Origin of the sequence: Bifidobacterium sp. ESL0745, from assembly GCF_029433335.1 — a bacterium.
Classification (GTDB): domain Bacteria; phylum Actinomycetota; class Actinomycetes; order Actinomycetales; family Bifidobacteriaceae; genus Bifidobacterium.
Genome location: NZ_JAQTHX010000002.1, coordinates 269,987 through 292,842, shown reverse-complemented (window position 1 = coordinate 292,842; position 22,856 = coordinate 269,987). Strand labels below are relative to the sequence as shown.

Here is a 22,856-nt window from a genome sequence, read left to right as displayed (position 1 = left end):
GGTAAGCCTTACGAAGAATTAGTTTTGTGGGCATTTACATGAGCCCCGGCAAATCCTTTGTTAAGCCATAAATCGAATCCAAAGAAAGACAAGCAAGCGTCAAACGTATTCACTGATTTTGAGGTCTTCTGTTTTTTACACAATTATCCGAAAATAAATATATGAAGCAAACAGGCAAGCAAAACGGTCAGATTGCATGGCTACGCCAAATTACGCACGACGATTCCATCAACAGCATCGCCCAACGAACCAACATCCCATATGCGACGTTGTACAAGCGCTTCCAATCCAACGAGCTGACGACCAACGAGATCATTATCATCGCCCGCAGCTACGGCATCAATCCCATCAACGCCCTGGTGGACACCAACGTCATCACAGTCGATGAAGCTTCCGGAGTCCGCGGCAACAACTCGCTACGACTTTGCAGCATCGAATCAATCGCGGAAGAGATTGTGCGGCGCAGCAACGAAGGCTCCAATATTCCAGCCGCAGATTTAGACAGTCTCCGATAAGCGGCCGAGGCAGCCAACGCATTGGCCGTTTTCCATCATCCACGTATCGATGCCGTTTTCACTAACGCCATCGCTCGGCTCCACGATCACTACATGCGAAATCTGCCCACGTAGTACCATTCGTGTCTTCACCGTAAGGTGTCAGAGCGTCAAAGCCATAAATTTTAGTTATAAGGCAAACGTTTGAATTTTGTAAACTTTACAGCTCCTTTAATCGGAGTTTGTACATGTACGCAAATTAAAAATTATGCCCTTATCAAAACCACATTTATTTCACATATCTAAATTTGTGAACTTTAATTTTGTGTATACACATGTAATTCAATCTTTAAAAATCCAATATTCAGCCCATTTTGGCTGCTCAGAACCGCACAATATTCAGGGTGAACGGCATAAACATAACTTAGGGGAAACGGAACCGGAACACCTTAAAATAAGTTAATTATATTAAATATTATCTATTTATATCATCAATAATGAGCATATCGCTCTTTCACATCAAACGATTAAGTTTTTATGATAACTTTCTCAGATAAAATAATGGATAATAGCCATATGAAAGAAACGAAAAGCAACAATCCGATTGAATGGCTGAAACACATCACGCACAATGACTCCATAAATAAAATTTCCCGTTTGAGTGGAATTCCATACACGACGCTGTACAAGCGTTTCCAATCGCAGACACTTGCCACCGACGAGATCATCGCCATTGCCCGCGGCTACGACATGAATCCAGTGGAGGCATTGGTGCAAAATGCCGTTATCGATAAAGAAGAGGCGACGGCCGTTCGCGGGAACAACGCACTGCGGCTCTGCAGCATCAATGACATTGCCCGCGAAATCGTACGACGCGATGCTGCAGCCACCGGTCTGACTGCCACCGATCTGACATCTGAAACTCACAAGCGCAGGAAAAAGGACTCAAAAAAATAAGACAAGCCCGAAACGCACGCAGCGCATTATCGGCGACGACGGCAATAGCCGTGACAATCATGGGAATAGGCTTAAACTTGAGAAATGAGGGATACTCGCCTTGGCTTATAACTTGAAGCCAAGGCCTTTCAAGCTGAGCAACCGGGATATATACACCAGACGAATGTCGGCAATTACGCTAATAACTGAATTAAACAATTAGGAACGTTTTATATAATTTTTTTAAAAAAATTTTTTAATCGGTTGCCGCAAATAAAGATTAAATGAAATAATATTTTCGCCGGACCAACATCTGGAACATATTATCAAAAATTAATTTTAGCACACTTTCTTTTCGTCGTATTCCCAACGATTCTCTACATTATTAGGCAAAAACGCCGGTTAACGAAACCGATAGTCTAAATATACAAAATGATATATATTATATAATATATTAAACGTTTAACGAAATTTTTTTCCTTACTTTTTCTTCCGAATTATCGGAAAATAAAAACATGGAAAAAATTCGACATAATCACATTGAATGGCTACGAGAAATCACTCACGACGATTCGATCAATCGAATCTCTCAGCAGGCGGGCATCCCCTATGCCACGCTTTACAAACGCTTCAAGTCGAGCGAACTGGCGACCGACGAAATCATCGCCATCGCCCGCAGCTATGGCATCAATCCTGTTGACGCATTGGTGAAGACCAATATCATCAGCAACGAAGAAGCCTCGGGGGTACGCGGCGACAACGCCCTGCGTCTGTGCGCCATCGAATCGATCGCGAACGAAATCGTGCGTCGCGACAACGAAAAAACGCAGCTGACCGGGACCAACAAGCACAAGAGCATGGCCGACGAGGAAACAATGGAAGCTGCCTGAATCTTGAGTTCAGGAATTTAACCTGCTTTGTTGGCTGCGCATAGTAACTCATAGATGAGCCTGTATACGCGAATTAGACAGGTTATTATTGCTGATTCGGCATTCTTGCGGAAGAATATTCATCGGGTTGATGACCTGTAAGGCGTCAACCCGATTTTCGTATCTACCATGCGGTCGGACGTGTCTGTCGTCTTAAAAGAACGACCGTTTTTTCGTTGACGCCGGGACGGAAGTCAAGAAGCCGGGTTCTTCTTTTGAAACAAAAATCTCACTAAATGGACACTGATATTGTGCAATCCACCCCTATCGGTTAACGTAGCTGACATGACATCACAACTTCTTTGCGCGGGCAGCAGCAACGGTACCGGACTCTATCGTTCCGGCTCCAACTGTATTTCTGGTCTGCACATGATGATGTCTTCTATGATGATGATGATGTCTTGTTGTCGCTGAATTTTTCCGCAATAAAACCCACTCGTTCGCAAGGCTACGCCACTATCTGATTCTGATAATTTCCGGATTATTCACATTCGTCGTTATCTTAACAAAATGGTCTCGTACCTTTCCCGAAAAGCGGCATCGCAGCGGTTCTCGGCATATTTCAACGCATATTTATATACGCTGAGCTTCGTTCGTCAATGAGCGAGGCACGGTTATAGCCCAAGCTATAACCCCGTTAGCAAATCACATTCCCAATCGTAGATGAATATTAATCGCTGAATATACATTCATCGCAAGTTCCAGCAATACTTTTAAAAACGGACTTGCACTGTATATCCCTCGAAAAATCTTCAAAATCCAGGGGATGAAATATCTGGTTCAGCGCAATCAGATAGCTATAAACCAACAATCGTAACGACAACTTGCATACCTACCGACAAATTTTGCATAAATCAATCAATTGAGAGGAAGATCATGACCCCAATTATCTGGAATTGGCTGGCGCTTGGCGTCACCGTTCTGCTCTTCGCCGGACTCGCGGTATTGAGCCGCACCAAAAAGGCCGGGTTCAGCACCCGTGTCATCATCGCCACCGTGCTCGGCATCGCGATGGGACTGATTTTTAAGGGGCACACCACCTATGTCGCCGCGTTCGGAACCGTCTGGTCGAACGCCATCGGGGCCATCGTCGTACCGCTGCTGCTCTTCAGCGTCATCGCCAGCATCACCAACCTCGGCTCGTCGCTAAGGCTCAAGAACATCGGCGTGAAAACCGTGGTGTTCCTGCTCCTGAACACGCTGACTGCCTCGCTGATCACGCTCGGGCTCGCGCTGGCGTTCGGCGTTGGCAAGGGCTTCGACGTCGCCATGCCGCAACACTATCAAGCCAAGCATGTGCCGGCAGTGCTCGACACCATCGTCGGGCTCTTCCCCTCGAATCTCGTGGCCAACTGGGCCGCCAACCAAGTGGTGCCGGTCGTTATCTTCGCCATCCTCGTCGGCCTGGCCTACAACGCCGCCGCCAGCACCGCCAAAGGCGAGGCCGCCGTCAAGCCGTTCAAGACTTTCGTCGATGCCGGTAATGTCGTGCTTTCCAAGGCCACGCAGATCGTCGTCGGTTTTACGCCTTACGCCGTGCTCGCGCTGATCGCCGCCGCCATCTCCAACAGCAACCTCGTGGCGCTGGTGCCGCTGCTGCTTGTGCTCGTCGTGGCCTATATCGCCATCGCGCTGCAGATGTTCGTCGTCCAGCCCGCCATTCTCGGCGTGGCCACACGCACCAACCCGTTGCGCTTCTTCAAGTTCTTCTGGCCCGCCGGCGTCGTCGCCTTCACCTCCGAATCCAGCATCGGCACCATTCCGGTGACCGTGCGCCAACTGCGCAAGGGCGGTGTGCCCGATGACATCGCCTCATTCGTCGCCTCGCTGGGCGCGAACCTCGGCATGCCCGGATGCGCCGGTGTCTGGCCCACGTTGCTTGCGGTGTTCGCGGTCAACTCACTGAAAATGCATTATACTCCGTTGCAGTATCTCTTGCTTGTGGCTCTGACTCTTTTGGTCTCCATCGGCACCGTCGGTGTGCCCGGCACCGCCACCATCACCGCGACCTCGCTGTTCGCGGCCACCGGCCTGCCGATCGCCTTCATCGCCATCGCCCAGCCGATCTCGCAGATCGTGGATATGGGCCGCACCGCCTTGAACGTGGCCGGTGCCGCCAACACCGCCGTCATCGTCGCCGCCACCGAGCACCAGCTCGACCGCGACCTCTACGACGGCCGCAAGGAGTTCGTCGACTCGGATCTGGATACGGACGCCGAGCAGAATTCCGCGAAAGTACTGACCGGTATCAACGCGGCCGTAACGGCCGGCGGTGCCAAAGTAGCTGTAACCATTGGTGGAAGTGAAATTGATACGGCTACCAACGCACCTACCCAGCTCAACACAACACAGAACAATTCGGCCTCGCAATCCACCGTCAATGCGAAAGAAACCACGACTGCAAACGCCGCTGAAGTTCAGCCTTCAACCTCAGAGCAATCCACGGCCTCGAGCTCCGCAGCCTTCCCTTCCTCGCTGAACCTCTCCGAGGCCAGCAACCTGCTGAGCTTCTCCCCATCCGCCGCGCTGGACGGCCAAAGCGACGACACCTGCGGCCTGCGTTCGTCGAGCAATAAGGACGAAGGCAAATCCGAATAATCGGATATCACTAAATTCCATCAATTAACAGAAATGCCGTATCAGTGACGCTTATTTCAACGTCGCCGATACGGCATTCTATGTATTAATCATTATTTATATTTCTTGGTAAGCCAAGCAAGCTACCACCAACTCAGCCATGGGGCTGGGTTTCGGGCGGGATCACCGACTTGTAGGGCTTGTCCTTGAATTGCTTGGCGTAGGCGTCCTTTGCGGCCTGCAGAAGCTTGGGGTCGGTGAGGGCGTCATAGGCGGTCAGGGCGATGGTCTTGGCGGCCTGCACGAGGCCCTTGTGCGCCACGCTGGACTGGCCGTTAGCCACCCACTGCCAAGAGTGTGCGGGCGTGCCCAGCGGTTCGAAACCGCCGTAATACTGGGCGGTCGGGGTGCACCAGCTCACGTCGCCGACGTCGGTGGACGCCTGACCCTTGGTGTCGGTGGTGTAGATGAGCGGGAACTTCGGCAGCGCCATGCTGGAATGGGCCATCTTGCTCGCTTCTTCGTCACTCAGGGCAGGATTTGCAGCCTTCAGACGTTCGGCAAGCGGGCCTTCGAAGCCCTTGGGATTGTTGGCCTGAATCTCGCCCTCGAACTTGAGCTCGTCGGCCGTGAGCTTCAGCGGGCCAACCAGATCGAGGTTCTTGTCCATGTCCGCGCTCAGCGGGTGGTTCGGCACATAATTGGCGCAGGCGGAATCGAAGTCGATCTTGAGCTCGGTATCCGTCATCATCGCGGCGCCTTTGGCGATCTTGACCACGCGGTCGTAGATATCCTTGGCCTGCTCCAGATACGGGGCGCGCACAAAGAAGTAAAGGGTTGCCGTGGGGTGCACGACGTTGGCGGACTCGCCGCCCGCGTCGAGATAGGCGTAATGGATACGCGCGGCATCGATGATGTGCTCACGCAGGAACTGCACGCCCACCGTCATCAGCGTAGCGGCGTCAAGCGCATCGCGCCCCTGTTCGGGAGCGGCGGCGGCATGGGCGGCGACACCTTTGAAGCTGAAGTTGGCCTGCATCACGGCAAGGCCCGAACCGCCAGCGACAGCGGTGGTGTCGGAAGGATGCCAGGTAAATGCGGCGTCAACGTCGTCAAACACACCGGCACGGGCCATGAACGCCTTGCCATAGCCGCTTTCCTCTGCCGGACAGCCGAAGAGCTTCAGCGTGCCCTTAAGGTTCTTTTCTTCCATCAGCGTCTTCAACGCAACAGCCGCGCCCAGAGCACCGGTGCCGAGCACGTTGTGGCCGCAGCCCTGCCCTGCTCCGCCGGGAACCACCGGCTTGCGGTTTGGATTGCCGGCCTCCTGGCTCAGATTGCCCAAAGCATCGTACTCAGCGGTGATGCCGATGACCGGCTTGCCCGAACCGTACGTGGCGATGTAGGCATAGTCCATGCCAGCCACGCCCTTTTGAATGTCAAAGCCCTCTTTTTCGAGCACGTTGTAATGCTGCGCGACGGACTTCGGAACGGTGAAACGCGTTTCGGGCGTCTCCCAGATACGATCCGACGCCTCAATGAACTCGCCTTTCTTGTCATCGACGATATCCATGATGCGTTGTTTATTGCTGTCAATTGCCATAGAAACGCTTCCTTTCGGGACCATGATTGATTTCTATGAGATGGCATCTGTCGTATACGTGGGCACGAACCGAATCCCCTGACGCTGCCGTCGTCGACTATCACTCAAGTGAAACAATCGATTCTTACACGATAAGCGCGTTTAATTACGATTCGTTAACATGCCCACATGCCGGAACAGCAGAGGTGCAGATTCAGGTATTCGTGCAGATAGATTTGAAAGAATCGCACAAATGGGCGCAAATTATCAGGAACAAATACGCGAGAGAAGCTGAAAATCATTCGTCGGCTTCCACCGAACGTGCTGAAAATTTCCGCAACAATCCGGCAGATGGCGAATGGCGCAGGCCGGTTCTTCCCCAAACACATTGAACCGACAACGCAAAAAGGCCGACCGACAGGCCGCCGAAATTAGTGGGGTTGGCACCAATGCGGTTACCTGTCGGCCGACCTTATAGGGAAAACCGTTAAAGACCGTCGTTACCGACGATCAGCGTTATTGTCAGGCACGCTTGCGTTCGACAAGCTTGATCGCGACGGCAAGGCCAGCGAACAACGCCATGACAACAGCTACCACGGAGACAGCGGCGCCGGTCGTGGCCAATCCGGAGTTGCTGCCTGCAGCGGCTCCATTGGCCTGGGGCTGAGCAGCCGTCGGCTGAGCTTGGTTGTTCTGAGCCGCGGACGCATTGCGGACCAAAGCGGACTGCGCATCCTCGAGCTGGACATATTCATAGGTGTAATCGTCAACGTCGTTATCGCGCAGCAAATCAGACTGCTGCGGGTTAAGGGCATCCTTGGCGTACTTGAGGGCGCCAGCGAAGACCTTCCACGAATCAGCGGTGTAATCGCCCTGCTGAAGCTTGTCGGCCTGAGCAACCAAAGCGGTCAAATCGGCCTTGGTCTTCACGGTGGCGGGCACATCCGCACCGGTCTTCTGGCCGGCAACCGGGGTCTTCAAATCGGCAATATCCGCGCTCAGATAGATGTCGGCGTTATCGACTTCGGATTGTGCAGCGGCATTGTTACCCAGCACGGACTTGGCATAGGGCAAGGAGAAACTCGACATGAGATACCAAGAGAACTCGCCGTAATCGGAAGCCTTGAGCCCGGAAGCCTTGGCGACATCAGCCTTGAGCTTGGCGATGTTGACCAGAGCGCCGACCTTCGCGTTGAGGGTGTTCACTTCGGCATCAAGCTCGGCTTGGGTTGCGTCAGCCTTGTCGAGCAGGGTCTTGGCAGCGGTGCGCTCGGCGTCAAACGCAGGCCAGGCCACGGAAGCGAAATCGGCCTGATTGTAATCCTTCACCTTATCGTAGGCGGTGCGCAGCGCGGCCTTCTTATCGACCGGAGCAGGAGCGGGAGCCGCCGGCGCCGAAATGGTCGGCAGCAAGTTCTGGTCAAGATTGTATGTATCGGCATACAAATCATCAAACGCCCTGGTCATATCTATGTCGTCGCCACCCTCACCAAGAGTCCAGGAGGCATGGGTTCTTGAACCATCGAACCTATCCCACTGATCTTGCGTAGCCGACGGGTAACTTGCCTGAGCGACATCCTTTACCTTGTTATAAAAAGCCTGAAGATTTGCAGCATTCTGCATAGGCGCATCAGCCTTGAGTTCATTGGCCTTGGGCGACTGCAGCAATCCCAACTCCAAATCAGTCTTGATTGAGTTGGCAGTATCGGTGATGTCTTTTTGATCCTTGGCACCACCAATATTGAGCTGGCCATCCTTGGAGGGGTCCAGTTTGGGCTGGGCTTTATTGATATCGTTCAAAAGCGACAGCCAAGAATACTGACTATACTGGCCTAACTTGCCGGCGTTGCTATCGCGCAATGTAATCAGATTGTTATACTGCGTCTGCAGCTCAGAACGATCGTAATTGGCCTGCGCCGATACCACTGGGGCAGGGCCGGCAGGGGGCTCAGCCGCGTTGGCGAAACCGATGCCCGCGAACAATGTGCATACTGCTGCGAATGACGCAACGGCAATCTTCCTTGACTTCTTCATATTTCGTTCCTTTTTGCAGCGAACTCTCAACCATTAAATCTTATGCTTATCGATAATAATTTGTCCAATCGGAATAAAACATCTTCACATTATGGAATATTTTTTAATACCTTTAATTAAACATATGCCACAAAGCTTTCTCTTGACTAGCATTAGACGCCAAGCTCATTGTATGGAAAATGAATTGCAAACCACCCTTATTTCGCAGCGTTTCCCTATCGCCGCTATCGGCGTCGAGCAATTAACTCGATTCCGATGATCTTTAGACAGTCCTCTTAGGGTCCTGCAATAATGAGACAAATACGATACGTTTAACGATTTATATCAACTTCAGAAAACAATCCGGGAACCGACAACGACAACCTAGCCCAGCTTTGCCGCCAACGCAGCAAAACTATGTTACATAACGATATTGTGGGGTTTAAAGACCCCAAACGAAAGGCGGCCGACGATGCGCAACATCAGGATCGGAGTAGTAGAGGACGAACCCGCCGCATGCCAGAAAGTACTCGACTACCTCAACCGGTATCAAGATGAAAACAATGAAAACTTCACCGTCTCCGTCTTCGACGACGGAGCCAAAATCGTGGAGGGATACCGGCCGATCTACGATATCCTGCTTCTCGATATCGAAATGAAACAGATGGACGGCATGGAGGCGGCACGGCGGATACGCAAAATCGACAGCAGCGTTGTGATCGTCTTCATCACCAACGCTTCGCAATATGCCATCAACGGCTACGAGGTGCAGGCGCTTTCCTACCTCTTGAAACCGGTGCCGTACTTTGCGTTCAGCCAGGAAATCAAACGCTCGATCGAGACCGTGCAGCGGCAGGCCGACGATTCGATGCTCTTCGAGGCCGGGTCGCAGCGCACGCGCATTGAGCTCAAATCCATCGTCTACATCGAATCGATCCGACACACCATCATCATCCACACGCTCGACGGCAAGCTTTCCGTGACCTCGACGCTGAAGGAACTCGAAGCGCAACTTGCCGAGCACGATTTCTTCCGTTCCAATTCCTGCTACCTCGTCAATCTGCGGCACGTCACCGGCATCGAGGACCAGGACTGCATCATGAGCAACGGTGAGCGCCTGCGCGTCAGCCGGCCTCGCAAGAAGGCGTTCGTCGCCGCATTGGCGAACTATATCAATGGCGGTCTGCAATGAGCATGCCCGGCCACACCGCAAACCCAGACACCAGCGGCTGCTCTACCATGCGCCTTTCCGACGATAAAGTCAGAAATATGCAAACGCCATACAAGCTCGCGGGGCGCGACTGGAGAGGTAACAGATGAACACGATCACCAATGCATTGCCCAACATTCCACGGCTCTACACCGGCATTTGCGAATGGCTGGCCTGCGTGGTCTACCTGCTGGTCATCTACCGGCGCGCGCCGAAATGGCGGAGCATACTCGTGGCCGCGATTGGGCTGCCGGCGATCATCGGAATCCAATATTTTGACGGGGCGATGAGTCTTGATTTCTGGATTTTCGGCATGCTACTCGCGGTGGCGGGGATGTATCTGGTCATTTTCCTCGGTGCTCAAACCACGCCGCGCGAAGGCCTTTACGTCACCACACGCGCCTTTGTACTCGCGGAACTCGTGGCCTCGCTGCACTGGCAAATCGCCACGTTCATCGGTTTCAACAAACACAGCCGCGATCGCGGTTCCGTTTCGGGGCTCGACCTGCGCACGGCGATCTTGGCCACGGTGATCTATCTGATCGGATTCGGTCTGGCCTGGGCCATCGAACGGCACAATTTCGAACGGGACCGGCCGACGAATCCCAGCCGCACCGCCGTGGCCGGTTCCATCATCATCACCATCGTGACGTTTGCGATGAGCAACCTGAGTTTCGTCTCGACCAACACGCCCTTCTCCGGATCCGTGGGGCAGGAGATCTTCTATATTCGCACGCTCGTTGATTTGTGTGGCTATGTCATTCTCGGATCGCAGCAGGAACAATCGAGAGTGACACGTGCGAACGTCGAGCTCAATTCCATCGACGCCAAATTGCAAAGTGAGCACCAGGAATACCTGCAATCCAAGGAAAACATCGAGTCGTTGGGGCGCATTGCCCACGATTTGAAGCACCAAATCACCGCATTGCGAGCCGAAGTCGACCCCGATCATGCGGCTGCCGGCTTCGAACAGCTCGAGGCTTCGGTGCAGGAATACAGCGCACAGGAGCACACCGGCAATTCCGTGCTCGACGTCATTCTGACCTCGAAGGTGAAGGCGTGCGCACAGCAAGGTATTACACTTACGACAGTGGCAGACGGCAAGCTGCTAAGTGACATGAGCTCGATGGATATCGCCACGCTTTTCGGCAACGCGCTCGACAACGCCATCGAGGCGGCCTCGCAGGTCAAGGAACCGGAACGGCGGCTTATCAAGCTCGCGCTATACGCACATGGACAATTCACAGTCATCCGTGTCGAAAACTACTACGAATCCGCCTTGGAAACCGACGCCCAAGGCGAGCTGCGCACCACCAAAACCGATCAACGCGCCCACGGCTACGGCGTGAAATCAATCAAGCACATCGCCGGCCTCTACCACGGCAACGTCACCATCAAGGCCCGCGACCACTGGTTCATCCTGACCGTTTTGCTGCCGCGGTGAATCAGGCGTAAGTATCTGCACAGAATTCCGTGGAATCAGATCACGGTCATTTGACTGTGTGATGACAATGTTTGGGCGAAAAATCGCCAATCACGTTTTCTGTCGACCAGCCTTCGTAATCGGTAAAACCGAGATCAAAAATTTTGCAATCAACCATGCCGACGAATAATCAAATCCTCTTGTAAACCCGTTGGCGGCTTTTGGGCTTGCCGATGGGTTCGACCTTCTGTTCCTGAATCAACCTACGAAGTTCGCGGCGGACCGTTTCTACCGATTTGCCCGTCTGCCCTGCCAACTCACGGGTGGATATGGCGTCATTTTTAGGTATCAACGCCAGCAATTGACCATCAGCACGAATCTGCCGTTTTGTAGCGGACGGAACCGAAGTGTCTTGCGGCTCCGAGTCGGATTCGGAATCTATCGAGAACCTATTAAAGTAATCCTCCAGATCCTCCTTGCTTACTGGCTCTTGCACATCATCTACAGATAATCGCTGAGTTGCCGACGTAGATAACCGATGAGTCGGCGCTTTAGTAGGCCTTCGATGAATTGCCATGCGCTCAATCACGATATCCTGACGCCAGAATATGACCTTGAACCAATCCGCGGAGGCCCTGAACTCCAGCCTCAACCCATTCGTTTTCTTCGTTTCCCGCTTCACCAAAGGTATTCCCGCCCCTTGGCCTTCTACGGTCGTTCCGTCCCCACGGGAAAACGGCACATCCTGCATCAATTGAATCAACGCGGTATTGCGGCATTTCGATTGGCCATCATCGATGTTCTCAAGCGTTTTGCCGCCCCAAAGACCGCCCGGATTGGTGACTTCCACACGGTCAGGTGACTGTGTGAAATGACCGTCATCGTATGGTCAATGACCGTCACACTGCTCATCGACAGCGCCGACGGAATATCCCGATAACACACAAGTCGGCAAATAGGTTATCCACAATGGCGGAATTCCGCCAATCGTGTTTTCCTATCTACCGACTTGCATCGCTTTATAACGTCAGCACCGCACTTAGCGGCACCACGGCCCATTTACTTTTCAGCCTTGTCGCCCTTCTTGGCGGGGGCGATCCACCACTTCAGCAGCGGATAGCTGATGATGACGGCCAGCAGCGTGTTGACCACTGAGGCGAGGGTGGAGGAAATGGCGTCGTTCCAGCCAAAGCCCTTGCACAGCGTGGTGATGTAGCCGGGCAGAAGCAGGCCGCAGACCACGATGATGACGGCAAGAATCGCGTATTTCCAAGCCGCCGACTTGAAGCTGGCGTCAGACTTGAATACCCACTTCATCTGCACCACGAAGTTGACGGATTGCGCGAGGATTTCGGCGATGAGGAAGGTGAGGAAGCCGCCGAGGCCGTTGGAACTGGGCTTCGAGTAGTTGAAAATGAGGAAGCTGAACGGCTGGGTCATGTGCAGGGCGTGCACGAACAGGGCCGTCAGCACCCATACAGCCACGAAACGCGTGATGGTCGAGATGTTCGAAAGCACATTGAACTTGATGAATTCCCACAGGTTCGGATACTTGTTGATCAGGCGCTTGCAGGCGGCGATGAAGCCTGTGCCGTCGTTGGCCGCGGTCGCAGCAGTTTTATCAGATTGGGATACGTCCTTGGAGACCGACCTAAGGGTGCGGACGGAAGACTCAGTCACGCTTCCAGCAACCACAGAACCATTGACATCCCCAGCTTTATCAGCCCCTCCGCCAAGCTTGGCAAGGCCAGTGTCCCCCAGATTCTGTGCGTTGATTGGTGTCTGTGCAGATTGCTTGCTCATTTGTTTTCAAGCTCCTTCGCTATACGCTTGTTGGCCGAGATATTGCGGAAATAACCAGCGATGAACGAGCCGATACCGCGGAAGGTGTGGCCGTTCGCGATCTTGACGACGGCCTGAACCATCGCCGAATCAATCATGCCCTGCGTCATCTTGCACATCGCGCGCGGCGGCATGTTGAGGATGAAGAGCATATTGAGATCCGGCTGGCCGGTCTTCTGTCGGGTTTTGGCCTCGCGCCTGGCAAGCGTTTTGGCGACCGTGCGGGCTACGAATCCACGGGAATCCGCCCACGATGAGATCGGGTCGTTCTCGCCGAAAACGGTGGTCTTGCCGGGCGCGACAACGCCATGGCCGAAGAGAGCGGTCATTTCGTTGTCGGTGACGTCCTTGACCTGCCCCTTGAGATAGTGGCCAAGCACCGGATTCGGCGGGCACAAATCAATGTCGCCTTGAATCATCTGAGTGACGGAAAACGGCAGGTTCTCAACGCTGTCACCGACCAGAATCTCACGTTCGCCGGTCTCGGTTTTCCATGTGCCGGGCACGACGTCGTAATGACGGAACGTATAGCAATCGAATGGGATCGTGACCGTCTTGGTCTCATGAGCGTCAAGGAAGACCTTCCTAAAGCCTTTGAGCTCACGGTCGGGGCGCATCGCGCCTCCCTTCGGGCCGCGGACATACATCTGGGCGACGGTGGCGCCGGGGACATCAGAATCATTGGTGACGGTGAACGTGACGCCTTTTTCGTCGCTAGACAAGCCCGAATAGGTGAACGTGCTATAGCTCAGGCCATAACCGAACGGGAAGCGTACGGGCACGCCGGCGGTCTCGTAATAGCGATAGCCGACGAACGGGCCTTCGCGGTAGATGGCGTCGCGACCGATGGCCGGGTACCAGCCGGAGCTGGGGGCGTCCTCATATTTGAGCGGCCAGGTTTCGGCGAGATGGCCGGACGGATTGACCGCTCCGGTGAGCACACGCGCCGCGGCGGAAGCCCCGGCCTGGCCGGAAAGCCCTATATAAAGGAGCGCGGAAACGTCATCGAACCACGGCAATTCGACGGGGGAACCAGAGACCAGCACGATAACCACCGGCTTGCCAGTAGCTGTCAGCGCCTTCACCAGCTCGTTCTGGCCTTGCGGAATGGCCATGGTGGAACGATCGAGCCCCTCGGATTCGCTGCGTTCGTCAAGGCCGACGACGGCAATAATCACATCGGTGGTGTCGGCAGCGGCCAATGCGACGGCATCCTCGACCAGGACGCTGTTCTTGCCGCCGTGACGCTCGTAGCCCTGCTGGTAACCGGCGACTTCGACACCATCGATCTTCTTGAGCTCGTCAAGCAGGTTTTCTTCCCTCGTCGCGTTGACCTTAGATGAGCCAGAGCCTTGGAAACGCGCTGTTTTTGCCATGTCGCCGATCACCGCGACGCGAGTACCATGTTGCAACGGCAAAACGTGGGTGGAAGGCTCCACACCAGCCGCCAAAGTTGGATCAGCTGAATTAATCCGATTATCCGAATCCGATACGGAACCCATGGCCTTCCCGTCACTTGCAGCACTTGACGGTTTGACCTGCCTTTGAGTGTCAGCTTTCTGACCGGCGCCGCCCGCCACATCATCGGCTTGCGAAATACCATCGTTCGATTTGTTTGCATTACCAGTATTGGCACTTGACAAGCCGGATACCACATCGTTCTTGAGCAGCACAGCGGTATTTTCAGCGACATGACGGGCAACCTTGTGATGATCTTCGGCAATGTCATCGCTCAACAAATCATCGCGGCCGACACCGTTGAAACGCGTGCGTTCCGCAAGTTTGGCGACTTCATCAGCACGGACATTGAGATCAGCTTCGGACAACGTTCCGGCCTTGACCGCGCCGACCAGCTCGCGCACGGAAGTGTATCCAGGTGCCGGCATTTCCAGCGTTCCCCCGGCCTTCACCGCGGCGACGGCGGAGTTTGAACCGCCCCAATCGGAGATGACCGCACCATCGAATCCCCACTCCTGACGCAGGATTTCAGTGAGCAGATGCTTGTTTTCATGGGCGTATGTGCCGTTGATCTGATTGTACGAGGTCATGATGGCCCAGGGACGTGCCTCACGGATCATAATTTCGAAGCCAGTCAGGTACAGCTCGCGCAACGTACGTTCGTCGACCACAGAATTGGAGGCCTGCCGACGCAGCTCCTGACTGTTGGCCGCGAAATGCTTGGGGCAGGAGGCGATGCCGTTGCTTTGAATCCCCTTGACAAGGCCCGCCGCCATGTGCCCCGCAACCTGCGGATCTTCGGAATAATACTCGAAATTACGGCCGCAAAGCGGATTGCGCTTGATGTTCAGGCCGGGCCCAAGCAGCACATTGACATCGAGGTCGTGCGCCTCGCGCCCCAGCGCCTTCCCCACTTCCTCGGCGAGCGCCGGGTCCCAAGAATTGGCCACAGTACCGGAGGTAGGAAAACAGGTCGCAGGTTTAGACGCCCCGATACCAAGGTGATCGCCCGCACCGAGCTGACGACGCACGCCGTTGGGGCCATCGCTCATCACGAAACTCGGAATTCCGGCCCGTTCATTGCCGCGCGAGTCCCATTCGGACGCGCCGGAAAGCAACGCCGCCTTCTCCGTAACCGAAAGCTCTTCAAGTTTCATGATTCTCCTTACACAAAATTTTTATTATGCCGTCATCCCACTTTGGCTTTGAGCTCGCCCGCTTTTCAGCACAGCGCCAGTAGCACATATATGCTGCACCGCACAGCCTTTGCCGCACTGCATACGATCCACTACTGGCATTCCTATTAAATCAATAATTCAACTCACCCTACCTGTCGGTAACCTAAGTTGTCGTTTCGTTCGCACAAATGGCGTTCTCTCAATGTGTTGCGATTAAGATGCCTGAACAGAATGGGCAGTATCCGCATACATATAGGATATTCGCCCATCCCGTTCAGGTTTCTGTTCAATGTCGCTTATCAATCTGGTCGGCTGTTAACCGATCAGCCAGCTATCAGCCCCGGCGCCGTGAACGAGAAAGCGCCAAGCTGATTCCGGCAATGGCAACTGCAGCCACCACAACTGCGATAACACCCAGCACACCGGCACCGGTCCGGGCCAACGGAGTTTTCGACTCTGCAGCGGACTTCTGAGCCTGATCGCCATTGTTCTTCGCATTGTCCGATTCTCCAGGATTCTGTGAAGGAGCGGATACCGGGGCTTTATTGCCGCTATTGTCCGATCCCCCAGGCTCCTGGCCATTGCTATTGCTGACTGCAGGAGCAAGGACGAACTTGCTATACGGCATAAGGGTTACAGGCCCGACCAGTCCGTATGCCTGCGTATCTCCATTATGCTGCTCTGCGGTCACCTGATTACGCAACGTCGTCGCCACAGTGACATCGATGGAATTATCGCCCTTCGTCAACAGCTTGGTGACATCCCAAATGCGCCCTGCCACAGAGTCAGGAGCCACTTGCTTACCATTGACAGACACCGAGATGGCAGCATTGTCGACTTCTCCCAGATTCAGCCGAACACCACGATCAGAAGCTATCCAATCGTCGCCCAAGTTAAAGGTCGTATGATAGGTGCCCACACCGGAAACCGTCTGCAAACCGGAGATCTTACGCCAGTCACCCAACGGAGCCTTACCGTCGAATACCTGCTTCTTGCCATCTGACCCCCAACGTTCCACCTTGAGGTTCCAATCGGTCAACGAACGCGAAGCGGGGAGCTTGGCATCAGGTTGTGAACCTTGGCTGCCGTCGCTCAAGGTATACGACAGGGCCGTAACAGGCCCAGTCGGAGACTGAGGCTGGACATCACGCTCGAATTGGAGTGAACCGTCGCTCTGAGCTTCGACGCGATCGGCGTTGCTCTGCGTGACATGGCGGGTTGGCGCCGCGTGCTTGGCCACGGCGATGACTGCAGTCTCACGGCCAGACAATTTCACAGGCACTTCAGTACGGCCACTTTGCGTATGATAGCTGGCCATAGGAGCAATGTTGCCATCCCACAAATTGTAGGTATATGGAGAGCCGTTGCCGACGAATCCGGCATCGAATGAAACCGGGGAACCAGACGCATTGTAGAGATAGTAGTAGTCGGCTGCATCAGTGCTTCGACGTTGCGTATACACGCGGCTCGGAGTGGACCATTGTGCAGCAGGCTGTGCGCCAATAGCTCTCAAGCCATTGATCGTGGAAGCCTGGTTCGGTACCTGCGTCACATTCGGCAGGGCAAGCATGGAAGCAACCGCAGCCTTGACCCTTGCGTCATCAGAAGAGGCATTGGCATAGGAAATGCCAGCAGCAGGCGTGGAGCCTACGAAAACGACGCCTAAACCAGCCTTAGCATGTGCAAGAATGGACTCAGCCACATCGGCCGGCATCGAACGCTGATCAATCACCAAGGTCTTGTAGGAAGGGCCATTCGGATAGAGTGTAGCGGTGCCCTTTCCGGCAGCATTATCGCGAATGCCGTCCGGATCGACGTATTCAATGGTGAAGCCTTGATCTTCCATGGACTGTGCGTCATAGTAGGACTTCATCTTCGCCGGACGAGCAGGCGTTGCCGCTGACGGCAGGAATGCATCAGGCTCATACACCGCGACATCAACCTGCGGCTTTCCTGTTTGCAGAACCATCGTTCCACGGCCCCAATAATCATTGAGCGGCTTGAAGGAATTCCACTGTGGGAACGTCTTGGAATTCCAAGATTCGCCCACAAGCGACCCAAACGCAGCGTCACCAGGCCACTTAGCCGAATCAGTCTGATAGCTTGTGCCGTGCAGAATCGGACGAGTGGTACCAGCGGCCCATTCCTTGTCCATGATGCCCTTGTAGTCGGCCAGGGTACGCACATACGTACCAGGCTGGGCTCCAAGTTCGTCGGAGATCTCGTTGCTGCCGCCCTGATGCGAACCACTGGCGACGAAACGATGGTGATCAAGTGCAAACCGCCAAGTATCAGGCGTCGATTCGAGATCATAAGGCACCACATCGCCGGCGTTGAAGGACTCATCGTCAGCCAGGCCACCGTGCTCGGCCACACTACGTGCCGAACGAATGGTATTGAGATCCATACCGAACGCAGGCTGCGCACGATACTTCACTCCAAGCTGCTTAGCCAGATTAGACATAGGGGTGAGGTGCTCATCGATATAGAGGTCGGAAATCAGCTCATAGTAATCGTTACGCAGACGCTCGCCGTTGCCGTTCGAAAGATCGAAATCAGCAGTCGGACGCGTGTCGGGAACCCAGTAATGGTTCATACCCTGTTGATACATCAATGGCAGATACTTGGTAATGTCATAACCACGACGGGTCTTGAACTGTTGAGCCATGGCGTCATCCCAGAACAGGCCTTCGGCGTCGATTTCAAGCGAATCTTCAAAGGCCGAGTAGCCGACCTTCGCAAAATCAGCCTTGGCCTTCGGCGAGAACTGTTCCTTCTCGACATAGTCGATGGCCTTTTCAATCGCCTCATGGTTGAAGTGATCATGGGCCTTCTTCTTCGAACTCCGTTGCCAGAACCCGAACAGAATCCAGTTGCCGTCAGTCGGGGCAGTCCAGTCAATGGAGCCTGCAGATGCCTGTGAAGTCAGGTCGATCAGCGAATCCGGATCAAGAACAGTACTGGTGGTTGGAGGGGTGTTCACCGTCGTGACCGCAGGCCCTGGCTTGACTACCTTGGCCGCCGTGACGGCGACCAGCTTGCCACCACGGGTGTTGGTCGGGTCGTCATAAGGCTTCGGCACCGCAGCGTTAAACGTCGCACCAGCGGCCACATCCGTACGCCCATATTGCAGCTCCTGCAAATCAAGATTGGTACCCTTGGACGTATTCGGCGTGCTTAACGGCCATCCGGCACCGAGCGTAGTGTCCACTTGGATTCCAAGCTTTTGGCCTTCCTCAAGCGCGGCTTCAAAATTCTTGCGCTGCGTTTCAGTTGCCCAATACTGATCGCCATACGCAATTTCGACACGGCCGAAACCGGCCTTGGCAATGGCGTCAAGCTGCTGACGAGTCTGGTCCTCGCTCAGATTGCCATGCTTGTCATGCAGGAAAGAGAACTCCGAACCGAACCACCAACGTGTGCCCGGACGGGCATTTGCCGGAGGATTATTGAAATCCGCTTTGCTTATCATGCCGTTGGGCAATACAAACGTATTGTCAGAAGGCGCCGCAGTAGCCGATCCCCCCAAACCAAAAGCAGGCACGAACATCGCAACAGCCGCAACAGCCGCTGTCACGCTTTTCGGCACCCTGCCAGATTTCCGTGGCTTACGATGCACTACATTATGCATATCGTAACTTCTTTCTGTCTATTTTTGTTTCTAAAAAACCGACAGACCCTGCAACCCGGCATAAACACCAAGGAAGAATCGAATCTGTCGGCACACTTTCGATAGTGACGCTGCGGTAACTTGCACGGTTGCCGCAGACACCTGTAACAACAAATCAAATCAATAATCAGGATATTGAATTTGCCATCACGTTTTAGGAATTCACAACTCAAACATTTGAGATGTTGCTGGCGACGGGTGAAAATCCCAGCCCGTCACCAGCAATCACCAAATTTCACTAAGGTCAGCAATAAACCTCTCTGGCCTTATATCTCACCTCTATTCCTTATGATCGTCACTTGCGTCAACGGAGACAGTGGCCTCCCCGCTTTTACGACGACGCATGTACCGCATGATGGTAAGAACCTCGAGGCCGATAACCAAGACAGCCGTCACGGCCCAGACCACATACATGGCCACACGCCATGCAGGAACCGGATCCTTCGGCTCGCCCTTCTCATATACCCAGCTGTTAACCGTGGTGTAGAGGATGTTCTTGGTAGCCTGACGCATCGCGATGACCGAAGTCGCGGACTTGTCGGAGATGTGGTTATTGACATTCATGGTCGCAAGCATTGCGTCATTACCATTACGGATCTCGCGGTTGCCTTCCTGGAAGATCTCGGAGCTGCCGTAATAATCCGTGATGACAAAGCCGTGGAAGCCCCATTCATCGCGCAACACCTTATTCAGCAATGCCGAATTCGCGCCGCAATAGGTCGGGCCGATGTAATCGAATGCCGACATGGCACCGCTCGCTCCACCGTCCTTTACGCTCATTTCAAACACCTTGAGGTAGATCTCACGGATCGACTGCTCATTGGCCCATTCGCAAAGCATGTTCAGACGGTTGGTCTCCTGCTCGTTCATGGCAAAATGCTTCATGAAGGAATAGACACCATGCTGCTTCGCAGCCTTGATTTCCGTAGAAGCCAAGACACCCGAAATAAGCGGATCTTCCGAGAAGTACTCGAAGTCACGGCCGCCGAACGCGGAACGATGAATATTCATGGAAGGCCCATACCAACCGGAGATATGCATCTCACGAGCCATTTCACCGAATATATCACCATACTGGCGAGCCAGATCGCGATTCCATGTGCACGCCATAGAAGTGGCCGTCGGGAAACCGATCGATCCGGTCTTGGTGAAGTTGTTGTTCAAAGCGGCAGGACCATCGGCATCGGTCATTTGGACCTTGCCGATCGACTTAATCGCAGGGGTGTTGTAGCCAGCCATAGCGATGAGGTTGTCCATATCGCCAAACGTCAGCTGGTCAAGCAGCTTGTCCCATTGAGGATCGTCGTAGGACTTACCACGCAGAGCAGCCAGACGAATGTTGTTCTTCGCGCCGGTGGTAGGCATCTTGTCGCTGGACTTGTTGTGATCCGCGACCTTGTAATTGCCATTGTTGACGAACTTGGCCTTGTTCTTGTCGCTCATCGCCAATGACGCAGGACGAGCGGTCGCCTGGGCATAGTTCGCAAAGTGGCCGGCACGCGAAAGATAGTTGACATCGCTGGCCGCGTCATCGAACTGATTGGTCGCAGCAACCTTGTCACCGCTATGCGTATTCGACTTCGTATTATACGTAATGGTTGAAGGAATGTTCACCGTTTGAGAATCAACGACGTGATGGGAATCGGACTGCAGAGAAATGCCGTAGTCGCCCTTCTCCAACACATAAGACTTGGCCTTCTTCTGATCGTAGGAAGCCATATCGGAATCCTTGAAGGAAATCTTGACAGTTTGCGAGGCACCCGGCTTGATATCTTTCGTCTTCGCGAATGCAGCCAGATTCGTTGAGGCCTTCTCGATGCCACCTTCGGTGTACGGAGGATCGTAATAGACTTCGACGGCGTCCTTACCGGCCTTGTTGCCAGTGTTCTTCACCGTGACGTCGAACGAGATCTTGCCATCGCTATGGGAGACTTTGCCCATCTTCTGCTCGAACTTGGTGTAGCTCAGGCCATAGCCGAACGGATACTGCACCACGTCGTCGTAATTGATAAGGCCTTCTTTGGAAGCGGTCTCATAGAAGCGATAACCGACGTAAATGCCTTCCACATAGTTGACAAAACTCGGGGTCAGCGTCTGCTTGAACAGCGAGCTGGTCCTCTGGAATTCAGGTACGTTATTGTAGGTGAAGTCACCAAAGTTGTTGAAGTACGGAGTCTTCTTCAGATCCTTGACAAACGTATCCGGGGTCTTTCCGGAAGGATTGGTCTTACCGGCGAGAACATCACCAAGAGCTGTGAAACCGGTCTGACCGGCAGGAGGGCACCACACAACCGACTTGATTTGCGGGTATTCCTTCAGAAAATCAAACTGTAGCGCGTTGGCACCGTTATAGACGAAAGTGACCTTTGAGAAGTTCTTGGTAACCATTCCCAGCAGATCTTTTTCGGTCTTGCTGAGTTGCAGGAAATGCTGACCAGACTGGAAATCCTTGTAATCCTTGGAATTATCCTTATGGCTGGCGGTCTTCGCCGACATGTCGGTCGGCAGATCAGAACCCTCACCACCGGTTCGGGCGATGACTACAACGGCCTGATCGGAGAATTTCTTTGCGTTGTCAATGACTCCGCTGGGATATTGGGCAACAGGCACCTCAGGCAAAGACCAATCGGAATGGAACATACCGACTTCAGGCCGCTTCGTGCCATAGCTCGTATACAGCTTGGAAAGTTCGGAATTGGTCTTCAATCCAGCCTTTTGCATACCCTCAAGCATGGAGACCTTCGGATACTGCTTGGACATTGAACCTGAGCCCGAACCTCCATAGATCGGATTGGTCGACGACCAACCGAATACATTGACGTTCTTATTTGACATCGGCAGGTTGGAATCGTTGTTCTGCAGGAGTGTAACAGCTTCCTGCTCTACGGTTTCAGCCAGTTTATTGGCTTTTGTGACAGTGGCAGACGTCAACTCATATTTCTTGGCAGAAGTATTGTTGAGCAATGTCTGCATTGGCCCGACCAGCATCATCGAAACCGAAACGACGATACCGATCAACACAACAAGCCACGACTCGCTGTGTACCAGTTTCCGCGTCCCCACATTCTGCACGGTCTTTTTATTGACCGCAAAACTGATGATGATCGCAGCAACAAGCAGCACACCGATGACTACCAGATATGGTATTAACGAGTGCAAGACTGCGATAACATCAGACATCTGAATCTTCAGCATGTTTCAGTCCTCTCCTTTGTTTCCTCGTACATGAGATCTAGGCAATCGACAACTTTGCCGAAATGTCATATAATCTGCCGATTCTTCCGAAGCGAAGAACTGCCAAATCACTGGCTCATGTTCACTTTCATTGTGCCGAGGAACCTGTGAACTTTCCACAGTTCCACTTAGCCTGTCATTTTTTACGCACATTTTGCCGAGAATTATAGTATTGACTATTTTTTAAAAGTGCATGTCCCAATTTAGATTCAGTATGCCCAAAAAGATTCCAAGTTCTAGAAATAATTAAGCAGTTACGGCACAATCTCCTTAATGTTTAAAAAGGTCACTTATTTTTTTGAACAGGACT

Annotated in this window: 14 protein-coding genes; 7 read left to right on the top strand and 7 right to left on the bottom strand. The window is 53.5% G+C overall.

Annotated features, from left to right (window positions below; genetic code table 11):
- The first annotated feature begins 161 nt into the window (after positions 1–161).
- The 4 genes from PT275_RS08015 (at position 162) to PT275_RS08000 (ending at position 4,957) form a co-directional block, all read left to right on the top strand.
- Positions 162–515, top strand: coding sequence for a hypothetical protein (locus PT275_RS08015; protein WP_277153858.1), 354 nt, complete (start codon positions 162–164; stop codon positions 513–515).
- A 555-nt stretch (positions 516–1,070) separates the two neighbouring features.
- Positions 1,071–1,451, top strand: coding sequence for a hypothetical protein (locus PT275_RS08010; protein WP_277153857.1), 381 nt, complete (start codon positions 1,071–1,073; stop codon positions 1,449–1,451).
- A 494-nt stretch (positions 1,452–1,945) separates the two neighbouring features.
- Complete coding sequence (locus PT275_RS08005) at positions 1,946–2,320, top strand: hypothetical protein (RefSeq protein WP_277153856.1); 375 nt, start codon at positions 1,946–1,948, stop codon at positions 2,318–2,320.
- 915 nt (positions 2,321–3,235) lie between these two features.
- Complete coding sequence (locus PT275_RS08000; RefSeq protein WP_277153855.1) at positions 3,236–4,957, top strand: dicarboxylate/amino acid:cation symporter; 1,722 nt, start codon at positions 3,236–3,238, stop codon at positions 4,955–4,957.
- Between the two features lie 133 nt (positions 4,958–5,090).
- Here the strand turns inward: PT275_RS08000 and PT275_RS07995 are convergent, their stop codons facing one another.
- Positions 5,091–6,539 carry an amidohydrolase gene (locus tag PT275_RS07995; protein ID WP_277153854.1) on the bottom strand — a complete coding sequence of 483 codons (1,449 nt, stop codon included), beginning with the start codon at positions 6,537–6,539 and terminating at the stop codon, positions 5,091–5,093.
- Between the two features lie 35 nt (positions 6,540–6,574).
- On the opposite strand from PT275_RS07995, the gene PT275_RS07990 reads away from it, so the two are divergent.
- The gene (locus PT275_RS07990) at positions 6,575–6,910 is read left to right on the top strand and encodes a hypothetical protein (protein WP_277153853.1); all 336 of its coding nucleotides are present in this window, start codon (positions 6,575–6,577) and stop codon (positions 6,908–6,910) included.
- Between the two features lie 130 nt (positions 6,911–7,040).
- Here the strand turns inward: PT275_RS07990 and PT275_RS07985 are convergent, their stop codons facing one another.
- Complete coding sequence (locus PT275_RS07985) at positions 7,041–8,552, bottom strand: hypothetical protein (protein WP_277153852.1); 1,512 nt, start codon at positions 8,550–8,552, stop codon at positions 7,041–7,043.
- A gap of 451 nt (positions 8,553–9,003) precedes the next feature.
- Here PT275_RS07985 and PT275_RS07980 point away from each other — a divergent pair, with 451 nt between their 5' ends.
- Together PT275_RS07980 and PT275_RS07975 are read left to right on the top strand one after the other, a co-directional pair.
- Positions 9,004–9,723, top strand: a complete 720-nt coding sequence (locus PT275_RS07980; RefSeq protein ID WP_277153851.1) for a LytTR family DNA-binding domain-containing protein — start codon at positions 9,004–9,006, stop codon at positions 9,721–9,723.
- 124 nt (positions 9,724–9,847) lie between these two features.
- Positions 9,848–11,185 (top strand): sensor histidine kinase, encoded by a 1,338-nt coding sequence (locus PT275_RS07975; protein ID WP_277153850.1) that lies wholly within the window; start codon positions 9,848–9,850, stop codon positions 11,183–11,185.
- A 169-nt stretch (positions 11,186–11,354) separates the two neighbouring features.
- On the opposite strand, the gene PT275_RS09245 is transcribed toward PT275_RS07975, so the two are convergent.
- From PT275_RS09245 to PT275_RS07950, 5 genes are all read right to left on the bottom strand, one after another.
- Positions 11,355–12,014 carry an ATP-binding protein gene (locus tag PT275_RS09245; RefSeq protein ID WP_277153849.1) on the bottom strand — a complete coding sequence of 220 codons (660 nt, stop codon included), beginning with the start codon at positions 12,012–12,014 and terminating at the stop codon, positions 11,355–11,357.
- Positions 12,015–12,223: 209 nt separating this feature from the next.
- Positions 12,224–12,745 carry a GtrA family protein gene (locus PT275_RS07965; RefSeq protein WP_277153891.1) on the bottom strand — a complete coding sequence of 174 codons (522 nt, stop codon included), beginning with the start codon at positions 12,743–12,745 and terminating at the stop codon, positions 12,224–12,226.
- 218 nt (positions 12,746–12,963) lie between these two features.
- Positions 12,964–15,621 carry a glycoside hydrolase family 3 C-terminal domain-containing protein gene (locus tag PT275_RS07960; RefSeq protein ID WP_277153848.1) on the bottom strand — a complete coding sequence of 886 codons (2,658 nt, stop codon included), beginning with the start codon at positions 15,619–15,621 and terminating at the stop codon, positions 12,964–12,966.
- Positions 15,622–15,976: 355 nt separating this feature from the next.
- On the bottom strand, positions 15,977–19,273 hold the full coding sequence (locus PT275_RS07955; protein ID WP_277153847.1) for a glycosyl hydrolase: 3,297 nt from the start codon (positions 19,271–19,273) through the stop codon (positions 15,977–15,979).
- 318 nt (positions 19,274–19,591) lie between these two features.
- A complete protein-coding gene (locus PT275_RS07950; RefSeq protein ID WP_277153846.1) occupies positions 19,592–22,507 on the bottom strand; it encodes a glycoside hydrolase family 3 N-terminal domain-containing protein in 2,916 nt (971 codons plus the stop codon).
- Between the last annotated feature and the right edge of the window lie 349 nt (positions 22,508–22,856).